The 23736-nt window shown below is 67.0% G+C and carries 20 protein-coding genes and 1 pseudogene; 11 read left to right on the top strand and 10 right to left on the bottom strand.

Translation table 11 applies throughout. The features are described 5' to 3' along the window. The first annotated feature begins 13 nt into the window (after positions 1-13). The 3 genes from ESB00_RS01065 to ESB00_RS01055 all read left to right on the top strand — a co-directional run bounded on the left by ESB00_RS01065 (position 14) and on the right by ESB00_RS01055 (position 3166). Positions 14-850 (top strand): sugar phosphate isomerase/epimerase family protein, encoded by an 837-nt coding sequence (locus tag ESB00_RS01065; RefSeq protein WP_129045884.1) that lies wholly within the window; start codon positions 14-16, stop codon positions 848-850. A gap of 202 nt (positions 851-1052) precedes the next feature. Next, entirely contained in the window at positions 1053-2201 is a 1149-nt protein-coding gene (locus ESB00_RS01060; RefSeq protein WP_129045883.1) for a Gfo/Idh/MocA family protein, read from the top strand. A gap of 146 nt (positions 2202-2347) precedes the next feature. After that, a complete protein-coding gene (locus ESB00_RS01055) occupies positions 2348-3166 on the top strand; it encodes a 3-ketoacyl-ACP reductase (RefSeq protein ID WP_129045882.1) in 819 nt (272 codons plus the stop codon). A 55-nt stretch (positions 3167-3221) separates the two neighbouring features. Here the strand turns inward: ESB00_RS01055 and ESB00_RS01050 are convergent, their stop codons facing one another. Beyond that, entirely contained in the window at positions 3222-3710 is a 489-nt protein-coding gene (locus tag ESB00_RS01050) for a type II toxin-antitoxin system VapC family toxin (protein ID WP_129045881.1), read from the bottom strand. Then, positions 3703-4485, bottom strand: coding sequence for a hypothetical protein (locus ESB00_RS01045; RefSeq protein ID WP_129045880.1), 783 nt, complete (start codon positions 4483-4485; stop codon positions 3703-3705). The genes ESB00_RS01050 and ESB00_RS01045 overlap by 8 nt, the downstream gene beginning before the upstream one ends. Positions 4486-4764: 279 nt before the next feature. On the opposite strand from ESB00_RS01045, the gene ESB00_RS01040 reads away from it, so the two are divergent. Beyond that, on the top strand, positions 4765-5097 hold the full coding sequence (locus tag ESB00_RS01040; RefSeq protein ID WP_129045879.1) for a nuclear transport factor 2 family protein: 333 nt from the start codon (positions 4765-4767) through the stop codon (positions 5095-5097). A gap of 92 nt (positions 5098-5189) precedes the next feature. Next, positions 5190-5474 (top strand): annotated as a pseudogene (locus ESB00_RS20215) (DUF1016 N-terminal domain-containing protein); the annotation flags it as partial. 48 nt (positions 5475-5522) lie between these two features. On the opposite strand, the gene ESB00_RS01030 reads toward ESB00_RS20215, so the two are convergent. Beyond that, entirely contained in the window at positions 5523-6221 is a 699-nt protein-coding gene (locus tag ESB00_RS01030; RefSeq protein WP_129045878.1) for a YceH family protein, read from the bottom strand. Between the two features lie 206 nt (positions 6222-6427). Here ESB00_RS01030 and ESB00_RS01025 point away from each other — a divergent pair, with 206 nt between their 5' ends. After that, positions 6428-6736 (top strand): hypothetical protein, encoded by a 309-nt coding sequence (locus tag ESB00_RS01025; RefSeq protein ID WP_129045877.1) that lies wholly within the window; start codon positions 6428-6430, stop codon positions 6734-6736. 156 nt (positions 6737-6892) lie between these two features. On the opposite strand, the gene ESB00_RS01020 is transcribed toward ESB00_RS01025, so the two are convergent. After that, the gene (locus ESB00_RS01020; RefSeq protein ID WP_164975969.1) at positions 6893-7726 is read right to left on the bottom strand and encodes a GNAT family N-acetyltransferase; all 834 of its coding nucleotides are present in this window, start codon (positions 7724-7726) and stop codon (positions 6893-6895) included. Positions 7727-7825: 99 nt separating this feature from the next. Between ESB00_RS01020 and ESB00_RS01015 the strand changes: the two genes are divergently transcribed. From ESB00_RS01015 to ESB00_RS01005, 3 genes are all read left to right on the top strand, one after another. Next, on the top strand, positions 7826-9121 hold the full coding sequence (locus tag ESB00_RS01015) for a TonB family protein (protein WP_129045875.1): 1296 nt from the start codon (positions 7826-7828) through the stop codon (positions 9119-9121). A 4-nt stretch (positions 9122-9125) separates the two neighbouring features. Beyond that, positions 9126-9923, top strand: coding sequence for a hypothetical protein (locus ESB00_RS01010; RefSeq protein WP_129045874.1), 798 nt, complete (start codon positions 9126-9128; stop codon positions 9921-9923). A 247-nt stretch (positions 9924-10170) separates the two neighbouring features. Beyond that, positions 10171-11913: an HDOD domain-containing protein gene (locus tag ESB00_RS01005; protein ID WP_129045873.1), complete on the top strand. Its 1743-nt coding sequence runs from the start codon at positions 10171-10173 to the stop codon at positions 11911-11913. A 108-nt stretch (positions 11914-12021) separates the two neighbouring features. Here ESB00_RS01005 and bamJ read toward each other — a convergent pair whose 3' ends face one another. The 3 genes from bamJ to ESB00_RS00990 all read right to left on the bottom strand — a co-directional run bounded on the left by bamJ (position 12022) and on the right by ESB00_RS00990 (position 16799). After that, positions 12022-12747 carry a BamJ family beta-barrel-assembly machinery protein gene (bamJ, locus tag ESB00_RS01000; protein WP_129045872.1) on the bottom strand — a complete coding sequence of 242 codons (726 nt, stop codon included), beginning with the start codon at positions 12745-12747 and terminating at the stop codon, positions 12022-12024. A 74-nt stretch (positions 12748-12821) separates the two neighbouring features. After that, positions 12822-14048, bottom strand: coding sequence for a SpoIIE family protein phosphatase (locus tag ESB00_RS00995; RefSeq protein ID WP_129045871.1), 1227 nt, complete (start codon positions 14046-14048; stop codon positions 12822-12824). 18 nt (positions 14049-14066) lie between these two features. Next, positions 14067-16799 carry a UxaA family hydrolase gene (locus tag ESB00_RS00990; protein ID WP_129045870.1) on the bottom strand — a complete coding sequence of 911 codons (2733 nt, stop codon included), beginning with the start codon at positions 16797-16799 and terminating at the stop codon, positions 14067-14069. A 141-nt stretch (positions 16800-16940) separates the two neighbouring features. On the opposite strand from ESB00_RS00990, the gene kdgD reads away from it, so the two are divergent. Both kdgD and ESB00_RS00980 read left to right on the top strand, forming a co-directional pair. Beyond that, positions 16941-17852, top strand: coding sequence for a 5-dehydro-4-deoxyglucarate dehydratase (gene kdgD / locus ESB00_RS00985; RefSeq protein WP_129045869.1), 912 nt, complete (start codon positions 16941-16943; stop codon positions 17850-17852). Positions 17853-17868: 16 nt separating this feature from the next. Next, on the top strand, positions 17869-19200 hold the full coding sequence (locus ESB00_RS00980) for an MFS transporter (protein WP_164975968.1): 1332 nt from the start codon (positions 17869-17871) through the stop codon (positions 19198-19200). Positions 19201-19365: 165 nt separating this feature from the next. Here the strand turns inward: ESB00_RS00980 and ESB00_RS00975 are convergent, their stop codons facing one another. From ESB00_RS00975 to holA, 3 genes are all read right to left on the bottom strand, one after another. After that, positions 19366-20622 carry a 6-phosphofructokinase gene (locus ESB00_RS00975; RefSeq protein ID WP_129045868.1) on the bottom strand — a complete coding sequence of 419 codons (1257 nt, stop codon included), beginning with the start codon at positions 20620-20622 and terminating at the stop codon, positions 19366-19368. Positions 20623-20903: 281 nt separating this feature from the next. Continuing rightward, positions 20904-22349 (bottom strand): adenylosuccinate lyase, encoded by a 1446-nt coding sequence (gene purB, locus ESB00_RS00970; protein WP_129045867.1) that lies wholly within the window; start codon positions 22347-22349, stop codon positions 20904-20906. A gap of 165 nt (positions 22350-22514) precedes the next feature. Continuing rightward, positions 22515-23630 carry a DNA polymerase III subunit delta gene (gene holA / locus ESB00_RS00965; RefSeq protein ID WP_129045866.1) on the bottom strand — a complete coding sequence of 372 codons (1116 nt, stop codon included), beginning with the start codon at positions 23628-23630 and terminating at the stop codon, positions 22515-22517. Positions 23631-23736: the final 106 nt, after the last annotated feature.

Raw genomic sequence — 23736 nt, 5'->3', positions numbered from 1 at the left:
TTTCCCTTCCTTCATGAATCCTTCCGCCCCACTCCCCGATCTTTCGCGCCTCTGCATCCACACGATCACCACCAAGCCGTGGGCGATCGAGACGTCCGCGGCGAAGTTCGCCGCCGCGGGCGTGAAGGGCATCACCGTCTGGCGCGACACCCTCGCCGGCCGCGACATCGCCAAGACCGGCCAACTCCTCCGCGACCACGGCCTGTCCATCGTGTCACTCTGCCGCGGCGGATTCTTCCCCGCCGCCACCGCCGCCGACCGCGCGAAGGCGCTCGATGACAACCGCAAGGCCATCGCCGAGGCCCACGCGCTTGGCGCTCCGCTCATCGTGCTCGTCTGCGGCGCCGTCCCCGGCCAGCCGCTCACCGAGTCGCGTAAGCAGATCACCGACGGCATCGCCGCCCTCCTGCCCGACTGCCAGGCCGCCGGCGTGAAGCTCGCCATCGAGCCGCTGCACCCGATGTATGCCGACAGTCGCTCCGCCGTGAACACCCTCGGCCAGGCCAACGACATGGTCGAGCAGCTCAAGTCGCCCTTCGTCGGCGTCGCCGCCGACGTCTACCACCTCTGGTGGGACCCCGCGCTCGAGACCGAGATTGCCCGCTGCGGCAAATTGAACGCCCTCTTCGCCTATCACGTCTGCGACTGGCGCACGCCGACCATCGATCTCCTCAACGACCGCGGCCTCATGGGCGAAGGCTGCATCCCCCTCCGACAGATCCGCGCCTGGGTCGAGGCCACCGGCTTCAAGGGCTTTAACGAAGTCGAAGTCTTCTCCACGCGCCTCTGGGCGATGGATCAGGACGAATACCTCAAGAAAATTGTCCAAGCCTACCAGCAGCACGTCTGACGACGTGCGCGAAGAAACAAGTTTCAAGTAACAAGTTCCAAGAAGCAGAAATCCCAGACGCCAAACCTCCAAACGCCAAAGAAACCCCAACCATCTCAAAGCTCCGAATATCGCAGGCCTCCTTCTGTGTGTTCCGTGTATTCCGTGGGCCAAGCCTCTTCCCTAATTACCAACTCCTAACTCACCAACTCCTTCCTCCCTTATGAAAACCCACAAAATCGGCATCATCATGAACGGCGTCACGGGACGCATGGGCACCAACCAGCACCTCATCCGCTCCATCAAGGCCATCATGGACCAGGGCGGCGTGAAGCTCTCCGACTCCGAGGTCATCATGCCCGACCCGGTTCTCGTCGGCCGCAGCGAGGAAAAACTCAAGGCCCTCGCCGCCCGCGTCGGCGTCTCGCGCGTCTCGACCAACCTCGACGCCGAGCTGGCCAAGCCCGAGAACCAGATCTACTTCGACTCGACCCTCACCGGCCAGCGCCCCGCCGGCGTCCGCAAGGCCATCGCCGCGAAGAAACACATCTACTGCGAGAAGCCGACCGCCACCACCTCCAAGGAGGCCATGGCCCTCGCCAACGAGGTCACCGCCGCCGGCCTCAAGAACGGCGTCGTGCAGGACAAGCTCTGGCTCCCCGGCCTCGTGAAGCTGAAGTGGCTCATGGACCAGGGCTTCTTCGGCCAGATCCTCTCCGTGCGCGGCGAGTTCGGCTACTGGGTCTTCACCGGCGAGCACGAGAAGCTCCAGCGCCCGTCGTGGAACTACCGCAAGGAGGACGACGGCGGCATCATCGTGGACATGGTCTGCCACTGGCAGTATGTCATCCAGAACCTCTTCGGCGACATCAAGAGCCTCACCTGCCTCGGCGCCACGCACATCCCGCAGCGCTGGGATGAAAACGGCAAACCCTACAAGTGCACCGCCGACGACTCCGCCTACGCCACCTTCGAGCTCAAGAACGGCGTCATCTGCCACTTCAACTCCTCGTGGGACGTTCGCGTGGACCGCGACGACCTCCTCACGCTCCAGGTGGACGGCACCAAGGGCTCCGCCGTCGCCGGCCTGCGCGACTGCAAGGCCCAGTCCATGGCCGCCACCCCGCGCTGCGTCTGGAATCCCGACATCGACAGCCCGATCAAATACAAAGACGGCTGGGTCCGCGTCCCCGACCAGGGCGTCTATGACAACGCCTTCAAGATCCAGTGGGAGCTCTTCCTCAAGCACGTCGTCACCAACAGCCCCTTCCCGTGGAACCTCCACGAAGGCGCCAAGGGCGTGCAGCTCGCCGAACTCGCCCTCGACTCCTGGGCCCAACGCCGCTGGCTCGATGTCCCCGCGCTCAAGTGAGCGCGTGGGAAGGAAGAAGTAAGAAGGAAGAATTAGGAAACCCGAGTTAGACGGTTTGTTTTCATCCTTCTTAATTCTTACTGCTCCTTCGACTGCCATCCCCCTCGCCCGGCTCTCATTCCCGCCAACTTCAAATTCATCCCAACATGTCCAAAGTAGCCCTAGTAACCGGAGGCAGTCGTGGCATCGGTTTCGGCATCGCCGAGAAACTCGCCGCCGAGAAATGGGACCTCGTCATCAACGGCGTCCGCGAGGAATCCGCCGTCACCGAGCCCCTCGCCAAGCTCCGCGCGATGGGCGTGAAAGTCGGCTACGCCCGCGGCGACGTCGGCAGCGCCGAGGGCCGCGCCGCGATCCGCCAAGCCACCTTGTCTTTCTGTGGGAGCGAGCTCGCTCGCGACGACTCGACCTCAGGTTTCAGCTCTCAGGTCTCAGGTTTCCTTTTGGTCAACAACGCAGGTGTTGCACCAAAAGTTCGGGCCGACCTCCTGGAGACGACGGAGGAGTCGTATGATTATGTGGTCGGCACGAATCTGCGGGGCGTGTTCTTCCTCACCCAGGCCTTCGCCCGCGACATGGTCGCCGCCAAGAAGGCCGACCCGGCCTTCAGCGGCGCGATCATCAACATCACCTCGATCTCCGCCACGGTCGTCTCGATCAACCGCGGCGAATACTGCATCGCCAAGTCCGGCCTGAGCATGATGTCCCAGCTCTTCGCCACCCGCCTCGGCCCCGACGGCATCCCCGTTTACGAAGTCCGCCCCGGTGTCATCAAAACCGACATGACTGCGGGCGTGACGGAGAAATACGACAAACTCATCGCCGGCGGCCTCAACGTGCAGCCGAGATGGGGATTCCCCGACGACATCGGTCGCGCGGTGGCCGCGCTCGCCCGCGGTGATTTCCCCTTCTCCACAGGTCAGGTGGTCATGGTGGACGGCGGCCTGACGGTGCCGCGCCTCTAGGTTCACATGGAACGCCGAGGCTTCGATTTCCTTTAGAACGCCATCGCCGCCGCTATCAGCTTTTTAGATCCTCGAAAGTGGTTTGCTTTGAGGCATCGAAGTGAGAGTGCGAAAACCCATCGGACATACAAATCGACCACGTTCGCAATTTCCTCTCTTTTCGGAGGTCGCTGCAGATTGCATGAAGCCCTTTATCGCCAGTTATAATGTATTGAACATCATTCGCGGCAGCTTGGCCCAGAACTTTGAAATCATCTTTTAGCACCACCCGTGGCGCAGAGCCCTTAAATCGGGTAAAATCGAGTTCTGCTGCTGCCATCGCATCCCCCAAGTTGAACGGAAGGACGATAAATGCCCCAAGCTGCAATAAATCGGCTGGGGATTGTTTGAGGCCGAATTCCGACGCGACAATCGTCGAGAGAAACATGGGGACGCCTTCGCTGACAAAATGCTGAAAATATTCGACCGCGACAGGGTGATCCGGTTGGCCTGAATCTACAAAGGAGATCAGGAAGCTCGTATCCAAGAGGACGCCGTCAGCCATTTTCGTTACTCCTCAATTTCTTTACCCAATCTGCGGCGGCTCCAACATCTTTCCATGCAGCGGCTCCTTTGGCGAAAAGAGCTTTTAGGGCTCCTTCATCAACCTGCGGTCCATAAGGGCGCACGTCCAATAATCGATACTGGTCAAGCTCTCCAGTGCGCGGATTCTCCTTAGCCTGAACGTGCACTACCACGCGATGGTAGACCAAGTTTTCTTTCTCATCTCGGATTTGTTCTGGTTTGGCGGCGATCACGATCGGCTTCGACGTATTTCTCTGTCTCAAATGCAGATTCACGTTCTGCAGCCCACCCCATTCGATTATCTCGCCAATGATATACCGCTCGACGTCGATAAGCTGAGGCTGCTCATCAGGAAGAAACATCGTATCGCTGCTCACTACAAACCCAGCTGGATTACTGTCTGTAGTTGCCACCTCATACGACAGAGTGCCCTCAACGCGGGCACGTTCTTGCCATTTTTGGACAATCTTCGTCCGAACAGGGTCAACATCGGCAAGCGATTTTGTCGTCGAAATCTTCTCAGTATCACTGATTAGCGAGGCAAGGATTCCGGCTGGAATGACGATCCTGAGTTTCAGCGAACCCTCATGAATTTCCACATCCACGCTTCGGAGCACCGACTTCGAATCCGATCCTGTCAGATACTTTTCAACGTCCTGACTGAACTCGATGAATTTGTTGTATGGCAATCCCTTGGTGGCCGAAATATCTCGTCCACCCAACGTGCCGGCGAGTTTGAATTCCAGGGTGCTCATCCCAAATTTTTCGGACAGGAAGCTGGATGTAGTATGGCGAAGGCGCAACGGCAATTAGCGCTACGTCACCCCGGAAAGCCGAACTCCTGACACAACGCTGTCAGAGCCGATAGGGGGGCGGCCGCACGGGGTCAGGCCGTTGTTCGTTGTTTCAGGAGCAAGGACTGACGGAGGCCAGCATGCTGCAGCCCTAGGGCTAAACCCGCCCTAACTCCTGAACTCATCCTCCGGGCTCTCTCCTGACACAGGGCTGTCAGTCGCCTGTGCCATACTGAGCTCATGAAATTCAAACTCCCACCCCCACTGGACGCGTTTGTCGCCGCCAAGAACGCCCACAACAGCGCCGCGTTCATCGCCTGCTTTGCGGCCGATGCGGTTGTGCGCGACGAGCAGCAGACCCACACGGGCCGGCGCGCCATCCAGGCCTGGTTCGAGGAGGCGTCCCGCAAATACCGCACGCAGCTGAGCGTGACCGGCGTCGAGGAGCGCGGCGGCAAAACCGTGCTGACCGCCGACGTTTCCGGCGACTTCCCGGGCAGCCCCTTCCCGTTCCAGTATCACCTGACGCTCAAGGCCGGAAAAATCGCCGCCTTGGATATCACCTCCGACTGAATCCGCCGTTGCCTCGGCTTCCGCCCCAAACCAGCCTCCCTGCCACGGGCCAACGCCGCTGCCGTCCGCAGCCGATCTCCACGTTGCCCGCCATGCCCAAGCCCGCCCGCCCCGCCGCCCTGGTCCCGGCTCCTGCCAGCCCTCGCACCCTCCTGCCCGATCTGCGCCACCTGATCCTCACCGCCCGCGAACAGGTCGCGCGGACAGTGGACAGCACCTTGGTCGCGCTGAATTGGGAAATCGGCCAACGCATCCGCCAAGACATTCTGCGCGAACAACGCGCCGGCTACGGTGAGCGGATTGTTGCTACACTGTCGCAACAATTGGTCCGCGAGTTCGGTCACGGCTGGTCGCGCTTCAATCTGGCTCGCATGCTCCAGTTCGCTGCTTGGCTCCTTGGTGCTTTTCCCTGCCTTCTCTGTGGTTCAGCCCGTTTCACCCAGCGCCTTCCTCAGCCGCGCCAGTTCGGTCTTCAACGTCGCAACTTCCGTCTCCAACGCCGCGATGCGCGTTTCCACCTCCGGCGGCAAGGTCATCGCCACCGCCACCTTGAGCGGTTCGCGCGCGCCCTCGGCTCCGGCCAAATCTTCCGCCGTCGGTTCGCCGGTCAACAACTGCACCCAGCGCGCTTCCTTCTGTCCGCTCTGACGCGGCAGCTTGCGCACCAGCGGTTCCGCTCCGCCGGTCAGGTGCACGAGCAGCGCCTCGCAGCCGGCCAGATCCGGCACGGCGGCCAGGCGTTCACAATTTCCGCGCAGCCCCGCCGTGGTCTGCGGGCCGCGCAACATCAGCTCGGCCAGCATCGCCTGCGCGAGCGGCTCCACGGGGAAACGCTCGCTGAAGCGGTGCTTGTATTTGATCGCCCGCGCGTTCGCGCCGCTGAACGCGGTCACGAGCCGCTTGCCCCGCAACCGGTCCAGCGCGCCCTCGACCTCGCGCTCGCCCAGCTCCATCACCGGCGCGCGGTTGTTCTTCTGGTTGCAGGCGTTCACCAGCGCGTTGAGCGAGAGCGGATAGACATCCGGCGTGGTCGCCTCCTTCTCGATCAGGCAGCCCAGCACGCGGGCTTCCAGGGCATCGAGTGTGACCATTGCTTCCGGCACGGGGTGATCGGCATCTGGCATGCCACATTTCCGCACCCGGGCCGTCCCGAGGCAATCCCGGCCATTTGCCCCTCAGCGAATGTGAACAACTCCCTATAGACCGGGCAACGCGGGAGGAGTATTCTAACGCTGTTCTCAGCAAGCTGGTCGTTGCGAAAGCGATTCACCCCGATCGAAAACGCACGCCGCCGGGACCCCGACCGTCGGCGTCGAAACCCCGCCTTTCCATGCTCGACGAGACTTCCCCCCAACTCCCGGCCCGCAGCGGCCGCGACGACGCGGGTCTGTACCGCACTTCGCGCCGGCTCTACGCCGACATCCGCGCCCTCGACCGCGCGCTCGTGCAGGCCGACCTTTCCGCCGCCCGCGCCGCCTTTGAACGCATGCAGCAAGACTCGCCCGTCATCGCCGAGGCGGTTTCCCGCCATCCGTTTCCGACCGAGCCCCGACCGAGCCGCGCGCTCCAGACCCTCGCCCGCTGCCTGTTGCAGGGCAACCTGACAGGCGCGCGCCGCGCCTTCGAGCTGTTCAGCTAGCCCGGATATTTCACCCCAAGGAAAGACGTTGAATCAGAAATATCCGTTTTGCCTTCGGCAAAAGTGACATCGTCGCGGTTAGCCCCGACAAAGTCGGCCCGACAGGGCGCATCTTTCTCACCTCTGGGTGTGAAATATGCGGGCTAGGCGGGGCGCTCACAGCTCACGCGCCATCTGCCACTGCGTGAGCTCCTGCCGGGCAAAGCCGGCGCCGGTAAACCATGTCGCCCATTCCTCGGGCCAGAGCGCGCTCATGCGCCAGCCGGTCACCGCCGGGTGCCGCGCCATCAGCGCCCGCAGGATCCGCACCGCACGGCGTTCGCGGTCCGTCTTTCCGTCCACCGCGAGCGCGCGCAGTCCGACGACCGGTCCGGCGGGGTTCAACACCACGGCCCACGCGCCATCGAGGGTGTAGCCTTTCGCCGGAGCTGCCAGTTGCGCCAGCGTCGGGCCCGAAATCTGCCAGGGCCAACCAACTTCGTCGTCCAGGCGCGTCACGGCGGCGGCCACCTCGCGCAGCTCCGCCTCCACCAGGGCGGGCTCGGCCGCGAGTCCGGCCGGGGAGGAGCCGGCGAAACCCACCAACCGGCGAATCCGCGCGAAGCCCACGGCTTCGTAGAGTTTCACGGCCGCGGTGTTCTGCTCGATCACTTCGAGCACCAGGCGTTGGTCGCCACGGTTCCGCGCCGCGGTGAACAGCTGCTCCATCAGCGCCCGGCCCGCGCCGCGTCCGCGGGCTGCGGGCACCAACGCCATGCCGGCCAGCCGGCTCGTCGCTCCCCGCCGCGCGATCAACGCCGCGCCGACCGGATTTCCGTCGAGCCACATCACCGGACTCCGGGCCAGGTCCACGCTGTCGGACAGCTCCATCTGCCGCAGCCCCGTCTCGGTGAAGGGAATCTTCACGAAGTAGTCGGCGAAGGCCTGGGTGAGCAGCTCCGCCGTGCGGGCCGGGCTAAATTCCTCGATGCTCGTGAACCTCACGTTCATGGCGGCCAAGCTACGCGTCCGCGTCGCCGCTCCAAGTCCGAACCCGGCGCATTTATTTTGTGCGGTTTCCCGGCCGGCGGGTGCTATAGGTAAACCGCCATGAAGGACGACGCCGACCTCCTCCGTGCCTACGCCGAGACCCGCTCCCAAACGGATTTCGCCGAGCTGGTGCGCCGGCATCTCAACCTCGTGTATTCCGCGGCGCTGCGGCAGGTCAACGGCGACGCCCATCTCGCGGAGGACGTCACGCAGCTCGTCTTCACCGACCTCGCCCGCAAGGCGGCCACGCTCGCCGGCCGGCCGGTGCTCGCCGGTTGGCTCTTCACCAGCACGCGCTTCGCCGCAGCCAAGCTCGTGCGGGGCGCATCGCGCCGGCGCATCCGCGAACTGGAGGCCGAACTCATGCAAGCATCCGACCCGACCGACTCGCTCGACTGGGAGCGCGTGCGCCCGGTGCTCGACGAAGCCCTCGCCGAGCTGAACGAGCAGGACCGCGAGGCGATCCTGCTCCGGTATTTCGAGGGCCGCGACTACGCCAATGTCGGCGCGCGGCTCGCCCTTTCCGACCACGCTGCGCGCATGCGCACCGACCGCGCGCTCGACAAGCTCCGTGGTCTGCTCGCCCGCCGCGGCGTTCGCTCCACCGCCGCCGCCCTCTCCCTGGTCCTCGCCAACCAGGCCGTCGTCGCCGCGCCCGCCGGCCTTGCCGCCGCGGTCACCGGCACCGCGCTCGCCGGCGGCGTGACCTCCACCCTCGTCTTTATGGGCCTCACCAAACTCCAACTCACCCTCGCCGGGGCCGTCGTCGCCACCGGCGCCGGCATCTACGCCGTGCAGGAATCCAGCAACGCCGACCTGCGCGCCGAGATCGCGGCCCTCCAAATGGAATCTCAGGCCACCCGCGCCGCCCCGCCGGCGGTTTCCACGGCGGCCCCACTCGATCCCCCGGCCGCGAACCTGGAGATCCCCGACGAGGAGCTCGTGCGCCTGCGCAACGAGGCCGTGGCCCTGCAGCAGCAACTCCAGGTCGCGGCCCAGCCCAAAGCCCGGCCCGCTGCCCCCGCCGCAGGCAGCGACCCGCTTTCCATGAAGGAACTCGACAGCCCGCCCAAGGCGCTCACGCGAAAATCACCGGCCTACCCCGCCGCGCTGCGCGCCGCCGGCATCGAGGGCAGCGTGGTCGTGTCTCTGGTGATTGATAAGACCGGCGTGGTGCGCGAGGCCAAGGTCGAGAAGTCCACCCACCACGATTTTGAAACGGCCGCGCTCGAAGCGGTGACGCAGTGGCGGTTCGAGCCCGGTCGCAAGGGCGGCCGGCAGGTCAACACGCGGGTCAGCCAGGTGCTGCAGTTCAGCGTCGGCGGCAACGCGCCCTCGGCGAGCGACTGGTTCTGAGTCCATGCGCGCGAACCTCCGCTTCCTGGTCGTCATTGCCCTGCTGATCGCGGGCCTGCTGGCCGTGCTCGGCTGGCACCGGCGGACGACGGAAACCCTCCGCGCCGAACTCGCCCGGCAGCGCGCAGCTCTCAGCCGGCAGCAGGCGAGCCGTCAGGCCGAGCTGCAGGAACAGCAACTGGTCGCCGCCCGCGTGCGCGCGGAGGAACTCGACCGCCTGCTCGCCGAGCGGGCGGCCGTGGCGCGCCTGCGGGAGGAGCTCACGGCACTGCGCCAGCGTGCCGCCGCATCCGCCGCACCCCGTGACGAGCGTGCGCCGGCATCCGTCCGCCCCAGCCTCGTGGGCAATGCCCTGTCTTTTTCTCTCTGGCAGAATGCCGGCCGCACGACGCCCGAGGCCAGCCTCGAGACCGCCCTGTGGGCCGCAGCCAACGGCGACATCGACACCCTCACCGGCCTGTTGGTTTTCGACGCCGAAGCCCGCCACGAGGCGACGGCGCTCTTCGCCCGGTTGCCCGCGAACCTTCGGCAGGAATTTGTCTCCCCCGAGCGGCTGGTGGCGATCCTGGCCGCCAAGGACGTGCCCCTCGGCAGCGCGGCGCTGCTCAACCAGTATCCCACGCCGACCGAGACCAAGCTTTCGGTGCAGGTCTTCGACGCAGAGGGAAAACACCGGATGGCACTGCTTGCCGTGCGCCCCGACGACGCCGGCTGGAAATTCGTCGTGCCGGCCAACGCCGTGAAGCGCTACGCCGCGTGGCTCCGGCCCCCGGCGAACGAGGCTGTCGACCGCCCACGGTAAGGCTTGCCCGTCCGAGGAACCCCGGAACCCGACGGAATCAGCCCGGCTTCAAGGCCGGTTCAGCCGCGACGAAACCTCCTCGCCCTTCGGGATTTGGGGAAAGCTCCGAGCCGTCGCTTCGGTGGGTTAACCCCGCGTTCCCTGTTCTTTTACCTCAAGCCCCCGGCGCTGAAACCGATGCAACCAGCAACGCCCGCGGCACCCCCTCCGCCTTCACCTCGCGGCCGCCGCAGCGTTATCCCCGTCCATGGCTCGCATCTTACTCATCGATCCCAGCGAGACGGCGAGGCGGGCCATGCATGGCATCCTCGCCCGGGGCGACCATAAGCTGGCGGCGGTGGACAACGGCAGCCAGGCGTGGAAGTTCCTGCACGAGAACCCCGGCGTGGACCTCATCTTTACGGAACTGAAGCTGACCGATGGCAGCGCGCTCGACCTCATCAAGCAGCTCAAGGCCGACCCCCTGCTCCGCCTCCTGCCGGTGGTGCTCTACACCGAGCACGGCGACCGCGAGGCGGTGCGCCAGGCCATCGCGCTGCGCGTCCAGAATTTCCTCATCAAGCCCTACCATGACGACGACATCTTCGCCGAGGTGGACAAGGCCGTGGCCGATCCCTGGCGCGACCGGCACTTCGAGGCGGAGAAATCCTTTTGCCAGCTCATGGGTTACACGCCCGCCGACCTGCGCCGGATGTTCGGCGAGTTGGAAACCGGCCTCGCCGGCGCGCGCGAACCGCTTCGCAAGTGCGCCGAGACCACCGACGTCCGCAAGGTGTCGGAACTGACCAATCCGCTGAAGGAGGAGGCCGAGACCGCCGGGGCCTGGTGCCTGGTCGAATCCCTCCAGCATGTGGCCACCATCGCCACGGAGGGCCGCTGGGCCGCGTGGCCCGCCGCGCTCGAGACCCTGGAATTCTGCTCGCTGCTGCTCGCCGGCCGGCGCGACCCGGAGCGCGACCTCGCCCCGGGCTTCAGCGCGGACGCGAACCAGGAGGCCGGCAGAAACCTCACGGCCACCGAACAGGATTCCTGGCTCGCCGCCCCGGCCGAGGGCCGCTGTCCCGTGCAAAACCTCGAGCGCCTGCAGCGCGCCATCGACGCGCTCCCCGGCTGCCCGGTGATCAGTTCCGCCGCCGCCTCCTTCCAGATGGTCGCCAACGGCCATCCGTCCTGCATCAACCCGCTGATGGACCTGGTCGCGCGCGACCCGGGCCTGTCGGCGCAGATGCTGATCGCCGCCAACAAGGCGCATCCTCCCGCCGAAGAGTTCGACCGCATCGAGGACGCCCGCCTCGCGGTGGGCCAGCTCGGCGAGCAGCGGTTGGAACAGCAGGCGCGCAGCCTCGCGGTCATCGAGGAGCGGGTCATGGACCTGCCGCCCTTCTTCAACTGGCCGCGCTACTGGACCTATCAGCGCGGCGTCGCCCGTATCGCGCAGGTCATCTGCCGCGACCTGGAATTCCACAGCATCGAACCCGCCGCGCGCGCCGCCGGCCAGCTCTACGACATCGGCAAACTGCTCCTGGCCCATATCCATCCCGGCGGCTTCCGCGCCATCATGGAGCACGCCCGCCGGCACCACCTGCCGCTGCGCGAGGCGGAGAAGCTGTTCCTCGGCTGCACGACCAAGCAGCTCGGCGCCCATTTCGCGGACCGCTTCGGGCTGTCGCGGCGCTTCGCCAACGTCATGCGCTGGATCGACGATCCGGCCGCCGCCACCGAGGACGCCAACCTCGTCGCCATCCTTTCGCTCGCCCGTGACCTCTGCCGGCACAACCAGGTCGGCGCCTCCGGCGATCCGTCGGCGGACCAGCTCAAGCCCATTGCGGAGACCGCGGAGTGGGCGATCCTCCGCGAGAGCGTCTATCCCAGTTTCAACCTGCAGAAATTCGAGCAGGAGATCCACGCCCAGTGCGGCCGGCTGCGCACCGAGTTCAGTGGCCAGCAGGCCGGCACCGTCGCCCAGATCATGGCCGGGGCGGCGGGGTAGAGCGGAAAAAACACGTAACTGCGTTGGCGCGCAGCGACAACGTGGCTTCCCCGGGCCACGCTTTCGTCCCGCGGGCGCGGGATTCAGGCGCGGCTACGAAGTTACCCCTTACTTCACTTCCAGCAGCTCGACCTCGAACAGCAGGACGGAGTTGCCGGGAATCTTGCCCGTGCTGCGCGGGCCGTAGGCGAGATTGGCGGGGATGGTGAGCTTCCACTTGTCGCCGACCGACATCAGCTGCAGGGCCTCGACCCAGCCCGGAATGACGCCCGTGACGGCAAACTCGATGGGTTCGTTGCGCTCGACCGAGCTGTCGAAGACCGTGCCGTCGGTGAGCGTGCCGTGGTAGTGGACCTTCACGGTGTTCGTCGGGGTCGGCTTCGCGCCGGTGCCGCTCTTGATCACCTCATACTGGAGACCGGAGGCCGTGACGGTGACGCCGGGCCGGGCCTTGTTCTTCTCGAGGTAGGCGTTGCCCTCGGCCAGCTGCTTCTCGGCCGCGGCGGTCGCGGCGGCCATGGCGCGCTCCTGCAGGGCGTTGAACGCCGCGTCCAGGTCGGCCTCCGACACGCGCGAGGCGGTCTGGGCCAGACCGTCGTTGAGGCCGGCCTTCAGCGCCTCCTTGTCGAGCTGGAGCACCTTGTCCTGGCCCAGTTTGCTGCCGAGGTTGTGGCCGATGCCGTAGCTGGCGCGCTGGTCCACGGACTCGAGCTTGGCCGTCGCAGCGGATTCCGCGGGGGCGGCGGACGCAGGGGCTTTTGCGGGCTGCTTGCCGCAGGCGGCGAGCGCGAGGATGATCGGGGCGGTGAGAAGAAGGCGGAGGGTGCGGGACATGGGTGGAATGAAACGCGCACTGAAAGCCCGACCGCCCGGCAAGACAAGCGCGGGTTTTTGCGGTCCAGCCCCGTTCAACCGACCCGCTCCGCCGCCACCAGACAAACGTCATCCGGCAGCGGACCGGCGCCGGGTGGCCGCGTGGCCTGCACGTCGGCCAACAGACCGTCGAGCAGCCAGGCCATTTGCTGGCCCAGGCGAGCGGTCACGGCCGCCGCAAGGCGTTTCTGGCCGAACTGCTCGCCCGTGGCGTCTTCCGCCTCGTAGAGCCCGTCGGTATAAAGCAGCACGGCGTCGCCCGCGGCGAACGACCGGCGCGCCGTGTCGTAGGTGAAATCCGGTATCAGCCCGAGCGCCGGGCCCGGGCCATCGGGCTGAAGACACGGTGAGACCCGGCTGGCGCCGCGCTCCAGATGCAGCGGCGCGGGGTGGCCGGCATTGGCGAAAAGCAGTTCGCCCGAAGCCGCATCCACCACCGCGTAGGCCGCCGTCACGAAAACCGTTTCGCCCACGCGCTCCAACAGCGCCTGCAGATGGCGGTTGAGCGCGGTGAGGAAGGCGCCGGGGTCACCGGCCTGCGCCTCGTGCTCGTGCAGGAGACCGCGCAGGTGGGTCGTGATGAGCGCGGCGCGCACGCCGTGGCCCATCACATCGCACAGGAACACGCCCGCCGCGGTGGCCGACACCGGCAGGACCGCAAAAAAATCCCCGGCCACCTGGTGCGTGGGAATCCAGCGGTGCGCGAAGCGGAGCCGGCTTTGGTCCGCCGCGACGCCGGGCGGGAACACCGGATAGTCCTGCGGCAGCAACGCCTGCTGCACCACGCGCGCCATGGCCAGGTCGGTTTCCAATTGCGCGTGCTGCCGGCGGAGCAGGTCGGTGGACTCGGCCAGTCGTTCCTCCAGCCGACGCCGGTCCAGCGCCGCGGAAATCGCGCGGCGCAGCGTGGCGTGGTTCAACGCGGTCTTGATCAGGTAGTCGCTGGCGCCGAGCTTCATCGCCTCGACCGCCACCGTCTCGCTGCCCGCGCCGGTAAGCATGATCACGGGCGGGCGCCGCCGCGCCGGCTGGGCGTTCAGGGCCGCAAGCAGCGTGAGACCGTCCTCGTCGGGCAGCTGGTAGTCGAGCAGCACGAGGTCGTAGCCGCCGCGGCCGAACTCCCGCCGCGCCGCCGCCCCGGTGGTGACGCAGGTCGACGCGCACGAGAGCCCGTCACCGAGATTGCGCACCAGACCCCGCAGCATCGCCGCGGTGGTGGGATCGTCGTCAACAATCAGGATCGGAATCGCGGCAGCATCCATGTCGGACAGTGTCTTGTCTCAGGTCGTCACCCCGAGCAAGCCGCGGCTCAGCTGGAAGTCCACGAAGCCGCCGGCATTGGCCTTGGGCGAACGCTCGCCGGAAACCGCGGCGGCCACGAGCCCGAGGATGGTGCCGGCGTCCGCCGCTTCACCGGCGAGCATGAGATCCACATCCTCGGCCGCGCCGGGCGACAGTGTGCCGGCCTCCGCCAGCTGCCAGAGCGGCAGCAGCGGGTGGCCCTGCTGGGGAGTGTCTCCGACGATGCCAAGGAACACCTGCACCCCGCAGGCGCCCAGGCCGGCGAGGTTTTCCGTCCAGTGGTCGGTGTCGGTTTGCACGACGTGCAGGCCCGCGTCGGTGAGCGGTTGCCCATAGGCGAGCGTGGCGTGCGGGGCGGTGCGCCCGAGCAAGGCGCCGCGGAAACGCTCATCCGCCAGCAGCCGGTCGCCCTCGGGGATAAGCACCGAGCCGCCGGCCGCGAGGATTTCCTCGAGCGCGCCGGCGAGCGCCGCGGTGCCGGCCGGGCCGAGAGGACCGGCTGACAGCACGCCGACGGTGAGCGCCCCGAGCCCGGCCGGCACCCGCGTCGTGGCGGGCCGCGAAGCGAGGGCGCTCTCAAACCACGCGCCCACGCGGCCGAGCGCCTTGTCGATGCCGCCGTCGAGCTGCACGCTCGCCCAGCCGAACCGGTCGAGCGGGAGGTTGGCCGACTCGAACTGGCGCTTCATAACGTCGTTTGGCACCTTTTCGCAGCCGTGTTCGAGCAGGAGCGCCGCGGCGACGTTGGGGTGCGTGGCGTAGCCGCGGTAGGTGCGGTGCAACAGGTGATACATCGTCTCGCCGCCAAAGCCGCAGCCCTCGGAGTGCGCGAGCGCCACAAAGCGGTCGAGGCCGAGCCGGCCGGCGAGACCCGTGGCGTTCATGCGGTCGGCCGCCAGGCGCGCGATCTGCGCCGAACACATGCTGGTCGGCATCACGAGGCCGACGCGCTCCGCGCCGAAGCGCGGGCCGTTCGGATAGAGGTGGAGCGTGCTGACCTCAGCGCGCTTTTCCCCGCTGCGTCCATCCCCCCGCGCCTTGGGGTCAAGTCGCGCCACCAGCGGCTTGCCGTCCGGTGCGGGCCGCGCGCGGATCTCGGCGAGGCGCGAGGTGTCGGTCTGTCGCCAGTTGCGCCAGAGCGAGGCCTGCGAGTGTCCGGCGAGCTCACCCTTCGTCTTTTGGCCGGAGGCGGACGCAATCAAGAGTTCGAACGACTCCGCGGCGAGCGACGCGAAGCTTTCACCGTCGAGGTAGCGCCCGGCGTTGATGTCCATCTCGTGCACGAGCAGCTCGTGCCGCCGCGTGGTCGTGGTGAGCTTGAGCGTGGGAACGAAGGGGAAGTTCGTGATCGAACCGTTGCCCGTGACGAAGAGGAACAGGTTGCAGCCCGCGCCGACCTGGCCGGCGATGCCCTCGAGGTCGTTGCCCGGGCTGTCCATGAAGTAGAAGCCCGGCGCGCCGAGCGGGTCGGCGTAGTCGATCACATGGTCGATGCGCGAGCGCGGGTCCTTCTTGTGGACGGCGCCCAGCGACTTGAGCGTGATGTTGTAGAGGCCGCGCAGCTTGTTGCCGGCGGAGGGATTGCTCTCGGGCGTGACGCCATGCCACGCGAGGCGCTCCTTGAAACGCGCAATCCGGTCGAGCAACGCGCGCGCGGTGGCGGCGTCGCGCACGTTCTTCATCAGGTAGGACTCGGCGCCGGCGAGCTCGTCGGTTTCGCAGAGCACGCCGATGCCGCCGTGGCGGACCAGCTCGTGCACCATCGCGCCGGCGAGCGGGTTGCCGGAGACGCCGGAGAAGGCGTCGGAGCCGCCGCATTGCAACGCCACGCGCAGGTGCGCCAGCGGCTCGGCGGTGCGGCGCTGGGCGGCGACGGCGGGCAACCAGCCGCGCACGAGCGCCTCGCCCTCGGCGAGCGCAGCAGAGAGACCGCGCGTGATGCTGAGGAACGCGTGGGGCACGTCGGCCAGCGGGTAGCCGCGCTCGCGCATGAAGGCCTGAAGCCGCGCGTTGTTCACGGGCTCGACACCGTAGTCCACCGCGAGCACCGCGCCGACATTCGGATGCACCATGAAGCCGGCGAGCGCGCGCAGGATCTCCGCGCTGTTGTTGGGCTCGCCCGGACCGCCGCCCTCGGTGTGCGCGACCGCCACGATGCCGTCGAGGGAAGGATGCACGCGCGCCAGCGCCTGCAGACGGGCGGCCAGCTGCCGCGCGAAACTCGCCGTGCGCGAGGTCGTGCCGAGAATGACAATGGTGTTGCGCGTGCCGACGCCGCGTTGGCCGGGACGGCGGTAGCCGGCGAAGTTGCGGGGTTGCGGGACAAGTTCGACGGGGGGCGCGGGACGCAGAGCCGCCTCATCGAGCACGAAGGGCACGAGGTGATCCGCGAAATTCGGCTGCGTCGGAATCGTCAGCTCCACGCGGCGCAACACCAGCCAGTCGAGAATGGACTGGTTGCAGACGTAGGTGCCCGCCGGGATCGCGGTGAGCGCGTGCCCGAACGGCAGACCCCAGGAGAGCAACGCCTCGCCAGCCGCGACCGGGCGCACGGTGAAGCGGTGTCCCTCCAGCACGGTGTGCGCGAGGGTGCGCGCGCCGGAGTCGAGCAGGACCACCGTGCCGGCCTCGAGCCGCCGGATGGCGATGGCGACATTGTCGCCCGGGGCGGGCAACCGGCCGACAGCAGGGAAGGGCAACGGGGTGCTCATGGGCCTGCAACCTAGTCCGGCGCGCGCACGAGTCATGGCGAAAATGTGTGTCCTAGTTCACCGATGAACCGCCCTGCCCGCTCGGGTCTTGCCTCGACCGATTGCCGGCGGCACGTTCCCCGCCAACCCCACTCGCGCACCATGACTCCTGAAGTGCTGAAGCGAACCATGTCGTCCGGGCTGCTCTCCTTCCCGGTCACCGATTTCAACGCCGCCGGCGATTTCCGCGCCGACACCTACCGCCAGCGCCTCGAGTGGCTGATGCCCTACGGCGCCACCGTGCTCTTCGCCGCGGGCGGCACGGGCGAATTTTTCTCCCTGACGCCGGCCGATTATGGCGCGGTCGTGAAGACGGCCGTGGACACCTGCCGCGACGGCGTGCCGATCGTCGCCGGAGTCGGCGGCCCGACGCGCCAGGCCATCGCCTACGCGCAGGAAGCCGAGAAACTCGGCGCGCAGGGCGTGCTGCTGCTGCCCCATTATCTGACCGAGGCCGGCCAGGAAGGTCTCGCCGCCCATGTCGAAGCCGTGTGCCGCAGCGTGAAGTTCGGCGTGATCATCTACAATCGCGGCGCCTGCCGCCTCCAGGCCGACACCCTCGCGAAACTCGCCGAGCGCTGCCCGAACCTCGTCGGCTTCAAGGACGGCATCGGCGAAATCGAGCTGATGGTGTCCATCCGCCGCAAGCTCGGTGACCGCTTCGCCTACCTCGGCGGCCTGCCGACCGCGGAGGTCTATGCCGCGGCCTACAAGGCGCTGGGCGTGCCGGTGTATTCGTCGGCCGTGTTTAATTTCATCCCGAAGACGGCGATGGATTTTTACCGCGCGGTGGCGGCGGACGACCACGCGACGATGGGCCGGCTGCTCGACACGTTCTTCCTGCCCTACCTCGAGATCCGCAACCGCAAGCCCGGCTACGCCGTGAGCATCATCAAGGCCGGCGCAAAAATCGTCGGCCACGACGCCGGCCCCGTGCGCCCGCCGCTGGTGGATTTGAGCGCCGAGGAATCGGCCAAGCTCGCGGCGTTGATCCAGGCGCTCGGCCCGCAGTAACGCCACAACTGTCCGCATGAGCGCTTCCGCCCCCGGTGCCATGCCCCCACCCACCCGGGTCCGCTACGGCATCGTGGCGTTTCTGTTCATCGTCACGACGGTCAACTACGCCGACCGGGCGACACTTTCGATTGTCGGCCCGACCCTGAGCAAGGATCTGCAGCTCGACTCCGTCGCGCTGGGCTGGCTGCTGTCGGCCTTCTCCTGGACCTACGTGGCGCTGCAGATTACTGGCGGCTGGCTGCTCGACCGGCTCGGCACGAAGCGCGTCTACCAGTGGAGCATTCTCACGTGGTCCTTCTTCACCTTTCTGCAGGGCTTCGTCGGCGCGGTCGGCGCCGGCATGACGGCGGCGGTGACGCTCTTCACCCTGCGCATCCTGCTGGGCGCGGCGGAAGCGCCCTCGTTCCCGGCCAACAGCCGCATTGTGGCCTGCTGGTTCCCGGCCGCGGAGCGCGGGCTCGCCTCGGCCATCTTCAACTCCGCGCAGTATTTCTCGACGGTGTTGTTCTACCCGCTCATGGGTGCGCTCACGCACCACCTCGGCTGGCCGTGGGTATTCTGGAGCATGGGCGGGCTCGGATTGTTGATCGGTCTGCTCTGGCCGCGGATCATCCACAGCCCGCGCGACCATCCGCGGGTCAATGCGGCCGAGGTGGATCACATTCGGAAGGGCGGCGGCCTCGTGGATCTCGACGGCGCGAAGAGCGCCGGAGCGCAGACCCGGCCCGGCCTCATTTGGGAACTGCTCGGCAACCGCATGCTCGTCGGCATTTTCATCGGCCAATACTGCATCAACGTCCTTACCTGGTTTTTCCTGACCTGGTTCCCCATCTACCTCGTGAAGGAACGCGGCCTGACGATCCTCAAGGTCGGTTTCATCGCCGTGCTGCCCGCGCTCTGCGGTTTTGTTGGCGGCATTCTTGGCGGCTGGATTTCCGACCGGCTGCTGAAACGCGGCTGCTCGCTCAGCTTCGCGCGCAAGCTTCCGATCGTCACCGGCCTGTTGCTCTCGGTGAGCATGGTGGCCTGCAACTACGTGAATTCCACGGCGGCGGTGATCTTCTTCATGAGCCTGGCCTTCTTCGGCAAGGGCGTGGGTGCGCTCGGCTGGGCGGTGATGTCCGACGTCGCCCCGCGCGAGGCCATCGGCCTGAGCGGCGGGCTGTTCAACACCTTCGGCAACCTCGCCGGCGCGATCACCCCCATCGTGATCGGCTACATCCTCGCGGCCACCGGATCATTCCAATGGGCGCTCGTCTATGTGAGCGCACATGCCGCCCTGGCCGTGGCCAGCTACCTCGTGATCGTCGGCGAGATCCGGCGCGTGGAGTTGAAGGCGGGGTGAGGCGCTCTTTTGTGGAGGGCCCAGCTCCAGCTGGGCCGCGGCCGATTGGGAAATCCGCCCTCCAGCCGGACCAGCCCGCGTCGGAGCGCGGGCTCCACCCGAAACACAAGAGCCGGCCCCTGGCGGGACCGGCTCTCGAAATCGGCAGCGTATTCGACGCGGCGCTCAGCCCTCGTAGCTCGGGAGCGTCTTGTCCACGCTGTCCTTGCCGAGCTTGGCGTAGGCCGGCAGGCCGTTCTCGTAGGGCACAGCGATCTCGCCCTGGATGAGCGGGGTGGCGTAGCGGAAGAACTGGAAGTTCAGGCTCACGCCGTCCTCGTTGATCCACTCCTTGGGCAGGCGCTTCAGGTTGCCGACCACATCGGCGAGGGAGGTGAGTCCGGTCTCGCAGGTGTAGGCGTCGCCGTCGCCGCGCAGGAGTGTGACGAGCTTGCCGGACTCGCCGTTGACGGCGGCCTTGACCGCAGCCTGGCCGGCGAGGAAGGCCTCGTCGGCATCGGCCTTGGAGGCGAGGTGGGCGGCGGCGCGCTGACCGACGCCGAGGCGGGCCACGCGGGCCTTCGCGCCAAGCTGGCCTTCGACGAGGTCCTTGAGCGTCTCACCGACACCGCCGAGCTGGGCATGGCCGGCATCGCTGGCGCTGGTCTCGACGGAGACGTAGTTGCCGTCCTTGTCCACGAGGCCCTCGCCCACGACGACCACGCAGTGTTTCTCGCGCTTGAGCACGCGGCGGACGTCGTCGAGGAACTTGTCGTTGGCGAAAGGAACCTCGGGGAGGTAAACGAGGTGCGGGGGATCGTTCGGATGGTCGCGGCGCTTGGCGAGCGAGGCGCCGGCGGCGAGCCAGCCGGTGTTGCGGCCCATGACCTCGATGATCGTCACGAGGTCGCCCTGGCCGATGGCGTCGGCGTCGAGGGACAGCTCCTTGACGGTGGCGCCGATGAACTTGATGGCGCTGCCGTAGCCGGGGCAGTGGTCGGTGGCGGCGAGGTCGTTCTCGACGGCCTTCGGGATGCCAATGACGCGGAGCTCGTAACCGGCGGCGGCGGCGGTCTCGGCGAGCTTGGCGGCGGTCTCTTGGGACTCGCCGTCGCCGATGTGGAAGTAATAGCGGATGTTGTGCGCCTTGAAGACGGCGAGCACGCGCTCGAAGTCGGCGGGCTTCTTCAGCTTGCCGCGGCAGGAACCGAGGGCGGCGCCGGGGGTGTAGCGGAGGCCGCGCATGGCCTGCTGGGACTCGGCGGCCAGGTCCACGAGGTCTTCGCCCAGAAGACCATGCACGCCGTTCAGCGCGCCATAGACTTCCTCGATGCATTCATGATTGAGGGCCTCGGCGACAACGCCGGCGACGCTGGCGTTGATGACGGCGGTCGGGCCGCCGGTCTGGCCGATAAGACAGTTACCTGTGAGTTCTTCTGCCATGGTATGGTGTGGTTTAAAGCTGGGCTCGGATAAAAATGAACGCGAATGGTCAAAAAAGGCCCGGCCGCGGGGGGTGGCAAATCAAATCTCCCGGCGCGGGGAAATTAGCCGCCACTCCATGTCGGCGACATCCGCAGGACGGCGTAGGGACGCTGCTTGCGGCGGCCTGGCAAGCGAGGTCGGCCCAAGGGCCGCCCCTACATGCAACCGGCGGAAAATATTTTCGTCCGAATGCGCGGGCCCAAAGAGGTTTGCCCGGGTGGAGCGCGTTGACCCCAGGCTTACAGCAGCTTGCCCGGCTGGTAGTCAGCGGCGCCCTTGTGCTTCTTCACGAGCGGCTCGACCGTGGCAACGAAGGCGTCCACCTGGTGCGGGGCGGCGCCGACGAAGCGCTCGTTCTCGCGCAGGATCTCGGTGAGTTTCTTTTTGCCGAGGCCGACGCGCTTGTCGCCGGCGAGGCGTGCGAGGAGATCGGCGTCGCCACCCGTGCGCAGGGCCTTGGCGGCGGCGAGCGCGTGCTCCTTGATTGCTTCGTGCGCGGTCTCGCGGCCGGCGCCGTTTTTCACGGCCTCCATCAGGATTGTGGTGGTCGCGAGGAAGGGCAGGTTGCGCTCGTTCTCGGCGGCGATGGCGGCGGGGAACGCTTCCATCTGGCGCAGCACGGTGAGGAAGGTCTCAAACAGGCCGTCGATCGCGAAGCAGGCGTCGGCCAGCGCCACGCGGCGCACGACCGAGCAGGAGACGTCGCCCTCGTTCCACTGGTGGCCGGCGAGGTTGGCGGTCATCGTGACGTAGCCGGAGAGGATGGTGGAAAAGCCGCAGACGCGCTCGCAGTTGCGGGCGTTGACCTTGTGCGGCATCGCGGAGGAGCCGACCTGGCCCTGTTGGAAACCCTCGGTGAGCAGGCCCGCGCCGGCCATCAGGCGCAGCGTGGTGGCGCAGCTCGCGGCGGCGGCGCCAACTTGGTGCAGCGCGCTCACGGTGTCGAAATCGAGCGAGCGCGGATAGACCTGGCCGACGGCGTTGAACTTCGCCTTGAAGCCAAGGTGCTTGATGATGCGGCTCTCGAGCTGGTCCACCTTGTCGGTGTCGCCGCCGAGGAGCGTGAGCTGGTCAAGCTGCGTGCCGACCGCGCCCTTGAGGCCGCGCACCGGGTAACGGGCGATGAGATCCTCGAGCCGGGCCTGCGCGAGCAGCATTTCCTGGCCGAACATGGCGAGGCGCTTGCCGAGCGTGGTGGGTTGGGCGGGCACGTTGTGCGTGCGGCCCGTGATCATGACGTCGCGGAACTCCGCGGCGCGGCGCGCGAGGAGGTTGAGCGCGGCGACGGCCTTGAAGTTCACGAGCTTCAGCGCGCGGGCGACCTGGAGCTGCTCGACGTTTTCCGTGAGGTCGCGGCTGGTGAGGCCGAGGTGGATGAACTGGCGCTGGGCGAGGTCGGAGAACTCCTCGAGGCGGGCCTTCACGTCGTGGAGGGTGACGCGTTCGCGCTCCTTGATGCGGTCGAGGCTCACGTCGTCGCGCACGCGCTCGTAGTCCTTGATGGCCTCCGCGGGGATGGCGACACCGAGGTCGCGCTGGGCCTTCATCACCGCGATCCAGAAGTCGCGCTCCAGCAGGATGCGCCCGTGGGCCGACCAGATTTCGCGCATGGCCGGCGAGGCGTAGCGCTCGGCGAGCACGTTGGGGATGGGGTCGGCGGAAACGGTGGACGTCGGATTGTTCACAGGCGCCCGAGCGTTAGGCCGCGGGGCCGCCCTTGCCAATGGAAAATAGTGTCAGGGCCGGGACCAAAACCTGAAACTTGAGACCTGAAACCTGAAATCGAATGCCCCAGCCGTCGCGCCGTAACGCCCTTCAGGTCTCAGGTTTCAAGTCTCTGGTCTCTCTGCTCAGGTCAGGCACCGCACCGCCATCTCGCGGAGGACGGTTTCCTGGTCGTTGGGGCGCTGGATGATGGTCTCGAAGGCGGCGAGGAACTCCTGCTGGTTGTCGATCAGGCGGCGCAGGGTCGGGAGCTTGCCGGTGCTCACGAGCTTGCCGGCATACCACTGGTTCTGGGTGAAGAGGTTGTAGGCGCTCTTCTCGGTGTCGCCGCCGAAGTGCTTCGCGTAGGTGCCCTGCGCGCGGGCCCACGCGGCCTTGTCGAAACCGTAGGGGCCGGGCGCCCGCAGGTCGCCGGCGTCGATGAGCACGCGTGCCTGGATGAGGATGCGGTTGCGATTCTGGAGCGACGAGATGATCGGCCGGGCGTCGCCGCCGGTGAAGAAGTGCTGCTGCAGCGCCCGCAGCGTGCCGGGCAGGTCGCCGGCGAAGAACCGCTCGGCCGCCTCGAAGAAGTCGCCCTCGGCCATGTTGGGCGTGAGTTCGACGACGTGCGCCGCCTCGATGGTGCCGCCGTCCTGTCCGACGTAGTTGGCGAGCTTGTGGATCTCCTCGGTGAGCAGGCGCGTGTTGCTGCCGACCTTGGTGAGCAAAATTTCCAGCGCGCCGTCGCCGAAGCTGACCCCGCAGGCCCGCGCCTCGGCCAGGGCCACCCCCGCCAGCGCTTCGGCGGCGCCCTCGCCGTCGCCGCCCGTGAGCGTGAAGTCGCCGTTGGCCTCGCACCACTTCGGGAAACTGCGGCGGCGGTCCACCGGCGCGGCGGTCACCACGACCGCCACCTCGTCGGGGTTCACCTTCTCCAAAATCTCCTGCAGCGCCTCGACCTGCTTGAGCGTGCCCTCGGCGCGGCCGGTGACGTTGTCGGCGAGGAAACTCACGTCCTTGAGCCAGACCACGCGCTTGCCGCCGAACATCGGCACGGTCTGCACGGCGTCGCGGAACCGGTTCACGGCGGCCTCGACCTCGTCCACGTTGCCCGCGAAGCCGTTGATCACCTCGCGGGAGAAGTCGTCGGCCTGCGCCTCGGCCACCAGCGCATCGAAGCGCTCCTTGCCGAGGCGGTTGACGAGGAAGTCGTCGGGACCGCACACGAAGGTAAACGCTTTGGTCGTGGCCTTGGGCATGGGCGAGCATTTGCCCACGAAACCGGCCCGAGCGCACGAAAAATTTATTCCCAAGCCGGCAAGGCAGGATTCACCACTAAGCACACCAAATACGCGAAAAGGGAAC

The organism is Oleiharenicola lentus, assembly GCF_004118375.1.
In the GTDB taxonomy this organism is placed as follows: domain Bacteria; phylum Verrucomicrobiota; class Verrucomicrobiia; order Opitutales; family Opitutaceae; genus Lacunisphaera; species Lacunisphaera lenta.
This window is presented reverse-complemented; position numbering and strand designations above follow the sequence as displayed.